This is a genomic window from Aquimarina sediminis, from assembly GCF_002895435.1.
In the GTDB taxonomy this organism is placed as follows: domain Bacteria; phylum Bacteroidota; class Bacteroidia; order Flavobacteriales; family Flavobacteriaceae; genus Aquimarina; species Aquimarina sediminis.
This window is the reverse complement of record NZ_POYJ01000024.1, coordinates 1-5,963: the sequence shown is the minus strand read 5'-3', so window position 1 is coordinate 5,963 and position 5,963 is coordinate 1. Positions and strand designations below refer to the sequence as shown.

Here is a 5,963-nt window from a genome sequence, read left to right as displayed (position 1 = left end):
TCAGGGCTCACCTCTTACCATTCCGAACAGAGAAGTTAAGCCTGATAGCGCCAATGGTACTACAATCGTGGGAGAGTAGGTCGCCGCCTTCCTTGAAACCCTTCATAGCAATATGAAGGGTTTTTTTATACCATAAATTTAAGGTTAAATGGATTAGATGTGAATATTGTAAAAACATGTCCTGTATTTATACCAGTTTTATATTAGGCTATGCAGTCTTTAAAATGATACCTTTAATACTTTAAAGATTCTTAGTTTTTAAAGCATACCAAAAACATTTTTCAAATTATTTCTTAACCTTTAATAATCTACGTGTAAAATATGATTAATAGACAATGCTATTGATCATTTAATTCTGTTATTTTTTTTTTAACTTTAATCTCAAATTCGCACAAATATTGACCATTAAGGATAAAATATTACCTGACAAAAAATCTCGATGGCGTACTACTGCTGTTTTTCTAATAGCTGCTCTAATCGGGTTAGGGCTTTTTATGGCAAAAGAATCAGAAGTAGTGTCCTATATGGGAGATAATCCGCAAACTTGTGTTAATTGCCATGTCATGACTCCTGTCTATAATAGCTGGATGCATAGTTCTCATAGAGAATGGGCATCTTGTAACGATTGTCATGTTCCGCACGATAATATTTTTAATAAATACTATTTTAAAGCTAAAGATGGCTTGTATCATGCATCTATTTTCACTTTGCGTGCAGAGCCTGATGTGATTTTTATGAGAGAAGCCTCTCAAGAAGTAGTTCAGAATAATTGTATTCGTTGTCATGTACAGCAAGTGACACAAACCAAATACGAAGGTTGGATTGATAGTCATTCTTCAAATAGAACAGATAGACAATGTTGGAGTTGTCATAGAGAAATACCCCATGGTCGTAGCCATGGAATTTCTACCATAAAATATAATATTGCTCCTATTCCAACCGATCAGGTTGAAACGGTTATCCCTGTGTGGTTGCAAAAAGAAATGAAAGAAAAAAAAGACAAATAAATCCTTTATGCTATGAAAAATAAGGTATTATTCATCGTTACAGTTATAGTCGTGTTTTTATTAGGATTATTAGCTTCCAGTATTATTAATAGAAAGTCTGAAGCTAAGTATAAATACGTTCCAAAAGTAGATATTAGCGAAAATGAACCCAGAAATGCAGTTTGGGGAGAAAATTTTCAGAAAGAATACCAATCTTTTCTTCAAACGGCAGATACTAGTTTTTCTAGTTATCAGGGAGGTTCCGAGATGCGGGATATGCTTGAAGAAGACCCTAGATTAGTTGTTCTATTTGCAGGTTATGGTTTTTCAAAAGATTATAATCAAGGTAGAGGACATTCATATGCAATAGAAGATATTCATAATACCTTAAGAACTGGAGGTCCTAAAGGCGAAGGAGATGGTCCTATGCCTAGTACATGTTGGACCTGTAAAAGTCCAGATGTGCCACGATTAATGAATGAAATAGGGATTGAAGAGTTTTATAGTGGTAAATGGGCTGATAAAGGACATGAAGTTGTGAATTCAATTGGTTGCGCAGATTGTCACGATCCTAAGAGTATGAAACTTCGTATTACTCGCCCTGCATTGGTAGAAGCTTTTGAAGCTATGGGGAAGGATATTAACAAGGCTACTCATCAAGAAATGCGCTCTTTAGTTTGTGCGCAATGTCACGTAGAATATTATTTTAATAAGAATTTACCAGGAAAAGAAGGTACGCCTTATCTTGTTTTTCCATGGAAAAATGGTATGACAGTAGAGGGTATGGAAAAGTATTATGATGATTTGGAATTTAAAGACTGGACACATAAAATTAGTAAAACACCAATGCTTAAGGCACAACACCCTGGTTATGAAACATACATAACAGGAGTGCATGCGGATCGTGGAGTGTCTTGTGCGGATTGTCATATGCCATATAAGAGTGAAGGAGGTCAAAAATTTACGGATCATCACATCCAATCACCACTTAATAATATAGCAAATGCTTGTCAGGTGTGTCACAGGGAAGAAGGAAGTAAGTTAATGGCTAATGTGTTTGAACGTCAACAGAAATCTAATGAGAACCGTCTTAAATTAGAAGATTTGTTGGTGAAAGCCCATATTGAGGCCAAAAAAGCCTGGGATCTTGGTGCTACTGATAAACAAATGGATAGTATATTAAAAGATATTCGTCATGCTCAGTGGCGTTGGGATTATGCAGCTGCTTCTCATGGAGCTTCATTCCATTCCCCTGTAGAAACAGCTAGAGTTATTGGAGGTGGGTTAAATATAGCGCAAGAAGCTCGGGTAAAATTAGCTCGTTTACTAGCAGAGTTGGGGCATAATAAACCCGTAGAGATGCCCGATATTTCTTCTAAAGAGAAAGCACAAGCTTTTGTTGGGCTTGATATAGAAAAAATGGAATCCGAAAAAGAAGAATTCAAAAAAGTATTGTTACCTAAATGGTTAGAAGAAGCAAAAGCTAGAGAAGCTACATATAATAATAAAACAACCTCTACTTTGGAAAAATAGTAGTATTGTTATATTGTTTGATATTTTTTATAAAATGGTAATCGCAATAGGATAGTTTGCCAGGTTGTCATCTTTCTCTTAATTCATTAGAATGCAAAAATTATTTAGGTTTTTTTCTTCCTCAACATTAGCTGTTTTATTATTAGTATTGTTTGCTATAACAATGGCAACGGCAACCTTTATAGAAAACGATTTTGGTACGGCTACAGCATGGAAAACTATTTATGACGCTTGGTGGTTCGAATTAATCATGGTCGGTCTTGGTATTAGTTTTGCAACTAATATATACAAATACAAGTTGCTGAGAAAAGAAAAATGGGCAATCCTCTTATTTCATATCGCGTTCATACTTATTTTATTAGGAGCAGGTATAACCAGATATACCTCGTATAATGGTATCATGAGAATTAGAGAAGGAAGCGCTTCTAATATTATCATCTCAGACAAAAATTACTTACAAATACGTATATCAAATGGAAAAGAGACCAAGGTTGTTCAAAAAGAACTTAGCTTTTCTCCTATTAGTAATAATGATTTCTTGATAAAAACCGATTTTAACGATGTGCCTATACAGGTTTCTTACCACGAATTTGTGGCAGATGCTGTTCCGCAAATTGTAGATACTGTTAATGAAGGGAAGGCATTCTTACAATTGGTTGTGTCTTCTGGGCAAGGTAGAGAAACTGTGTTTTTAGAAAAGGGAGAAGTAGAAAGTATAGGTAAACATCAGCATAAAGTTGGTTTCGATACCCAAGAGAAAGGGGTTATTAATATCATAGAAAAAAACGGTGATTTTAATATAGTATCCCCTAGAGGATTAGATTTTTTTGTTATGGCTTCTCAAATTGCCGGAAAGGTGAAAAAAGATAGTCTTCAGCCTATAACACTACGTACATTATATCGTGATGGAGATGTTTCTTTTGTGCCGCTATCTTTTCATCCTAATGGAGTAATAAAGCTAAAAAGCGAATCGGAAAAACTAAAAGATAATGATAGAGCTAAAGATGATGCGCTAGTTGTCAATGTTCAGGTTGGGAATGAAGTAAGAAAAACTACATTACTATATAGAGAAGGTTTTTTGCCAACTACACATGAACTTTCGCTTAATGGTTTCGAGGTGCAACTGTCTTATGGTGCAAAAGCTCAAAAAGTCCCTTTTTCTTTGCAGCTTAATGATTTTCAATTAGAACGATATCCGGGCTCTACTAGTCCTTCTGCGTATGCAAGTGAAGTCACAATTTTTGATGATTCTAAAAAGATTCCTTATAGAATTTTTATGAATAATGTGTTAGATTATAAAGGATATCGCTTTTTTCAAGCGAGTTACGATACAGATGAATTAGGTACTGTTCTTTCTGTAAATCAAGATGTTGTAGGTACTTGGGTAAGTTATTTGGGGTATTCTCTAATGGGGATTGGTATGTTATTTACATTATTTGGAAAATCTTCTAGGTATAGAGTTATCAACCAAAAGTTAAAAGCTCTAAAACAGCATAAAACTTTATCAATATTATCCTTTATTTTTGCCATAAGTTTTTCGAATGCAAGTATTGCCAACGAAAACACGCATGAGCAACTTGTTATAAGCCAACATGTCGATATGTATCATGCAGAACTCTTTGGTCGATTAATGGTACAAGATTTGGATGGGCGGATTAAGCCGATAAACACTTTAGCATCTGAGTTTTTAAGAAAGATTTCTAGAAAACCTTATTTTAAGTATTCTTACAATGGGAAAGATATACGAATGAACGCTAATCAGACATTTTTGGCTATGCATGTAGATCCAAACGTCTGGAGAAAAATCCCTTTGATTAAGATTGATAAAGAAAAAGGAGGGGTGTTGTTTGAAACATTACCCACGGGCGACGATGACCTAATACCTTTTAATTCCCTTTTAGAAAAAAATGGAGCTTACTTGTTGTCCGAAGCGGTAGAAAAGATTAACCTTAAAAAACCTGCAGAACGCAATGAATTTGATAAGGAAATACTCAAAGTAGATGAACGTTTTAATATTTTATACAATGTCTTTAGTGGGAATTATTTAAAAATTTTTCCTAATAGTAATGACAAAAACAATACATGGTTTAGCTACGTTCACCATTTTAGAGATTTCCCTGTTGAAGATGGTAAATTTGTTCAAACTATTATCCCTTCCTATTTTCAAGATGTGGTTTCAAAAAACTGGAAAGACGCAACAGATAAACTTTCTTATATAAAAACATACCAAGACACTTTAGGTAAAGATATCATGCCTGGTAAAAAAAGAATTGCAGCAGAGATATGGTATAATGAATTAAACCTTAACTTCTGGTTGTTTCAAGCTTTTTTTACTTTTGGGGGTATACTATTGTTATTGGCATTAATACGAATTTTTATTCAAAAAAAATGGCTTAATTATTTTTGGAATGTTTTAGTACTATTGGTTTTAACGGGGTTTATAGTCTTTGCAGGGAATATCATTTTAAGATGGTATATAGCAGGGCATGCTCCTTGGAGTAATGGTTATGAAATGATGGTATTCGTGTCTTGGGTGCTCCTATTTTGCGGATTACTAACTCATAGAAAATCTGATTTTTCGCTACCGCTAAGTACACTGTTCTCTGGAGCCTTACTTTTTGTTAGCTATCTGGATTGGCTAAATCCAGAAATAACAAATCTTATGCCGGTACTTAAATCATCTTTTTGGTTAAAGGTTCATGTAGCAACTATTATTAGTAGTTATGCTCCTTTAGCACTTTCTGCAGTTTTGGGATTAATGGCTCTTGTTTTGATGATAATCAGAACCTATAAAACAAAAGAATCTATTGACGTTCGTATAAAAGAGCTTACTTATATTAATGAAATCTCCATGACTATTGGGTTGTTTGTATTGGCAGTTGGAACTTTTTTAGGTGGAGTTTGGGCTAATGAATCTTGGGGGCGTTATTGGGCATGGGATCCTAAGGAAACATGGGCTCTAATAAGCATCATTATTTATGCAGTCGTTTTGCATTTAAGATTTATTCCAGGGCTACAAAATAGATACGTACTTAATGTAGCAAGTGTATTTGCATTTTGGTCTATTATCATGACATCGTTTGGTGTAAATTATTATTTATCGGGACTTCATAGTTATGCTGCTGGAGATCCACTCCCTATTCCTCAATTTGTGTATGTTTTAGCCTTTTTAATGCTGTTAATAGCAGGTACTGCTTATTTTCGAAATAAAAAACTATCATATTAGTATAGTAGAACTACTTAGTTTTTAAGGATATTATAATTAGTATTTAGATAAAGTTAAATGGGCTGTTAACAAGTGTGGTTGTTTTTCGGGTAATTTCCCCTTTGCATATTCTGATATTTATAAAAATAAGGGTTGTAAAGTGTGTATTTTCAGCGCATTGTTATTTTAATGTAAAAAAACTGTAAAAAAGATATTGTGTATGTAGTAAAGAGTTGTAT

At 34.1% G+C, this 5,963-nt stretch carries 3 protein-coding genes and 1 rRNA gene; all 4 read left to right on the top strand.

Translation table 11 applies throughout. The annotated features are described in order from the left end of the window. A 5S ribosomal RNA gene (rrf, locus tag C1X07_RS24565) occupies positions 1-92 on the top strand; the annotation flags it as partial. 306 nt (positions 93-398) lie between these two features. After that, positions 399-1,007: a cytochrome c nitrite reductase small subunit gene (gene nrfH, locus C1X07_RS24560; RefSeq protein ID WP_103072703.1), complete on the top strand. Its 609-nt coding sequence runs from the start codon at positions 399-401 to the stop codon at positions 1,005-1,007. 12 nt (positions 1,008-1,019) lie between these two features. Next, complete coding sequence (gene nrfA, locus C1X07_RS24555; RefSeq protein ID WP_103072702.1) at positions 1,020-2,519, top strand: ammonia-forming cytochrome c nitrite reductase; 1,500 nt, start codon at positions 1,020-1,022, stop codon at positions 2,517-2,519. Between the two features lie 91 nt (positions 2,520-2,610). Next, positions 2,611-5,745: a cytochrome c biogenesis protein gene (gene ccsA, locus C1X07_RS24550; protein WP_241507327.1), complete on the top strand. Its 3,135-nt coding sequence runs from the start codon at positions 2,611-2,613 to the stop codon at positions 5,743-5,745. Positions 5,746-5,963: the final 218 nt, after the last annotated feature.

Excerpts from the sequence above, each read along its gene's own strand:
- ccsA (WP_241507327.1), top strand. The coding sequence starts at position 2,611 with ATGCAAAAATTATTTAGGTTTTTTTCTTCCTCAACATTAGCTGTTTTA.
- nrfA (WP_103072702.1), top strand. The coding sequence starts at position 1,020 with ATGAAAAATAAGGTATTATTCATCGTTACAGTTATAGTCGTGTTTTTA.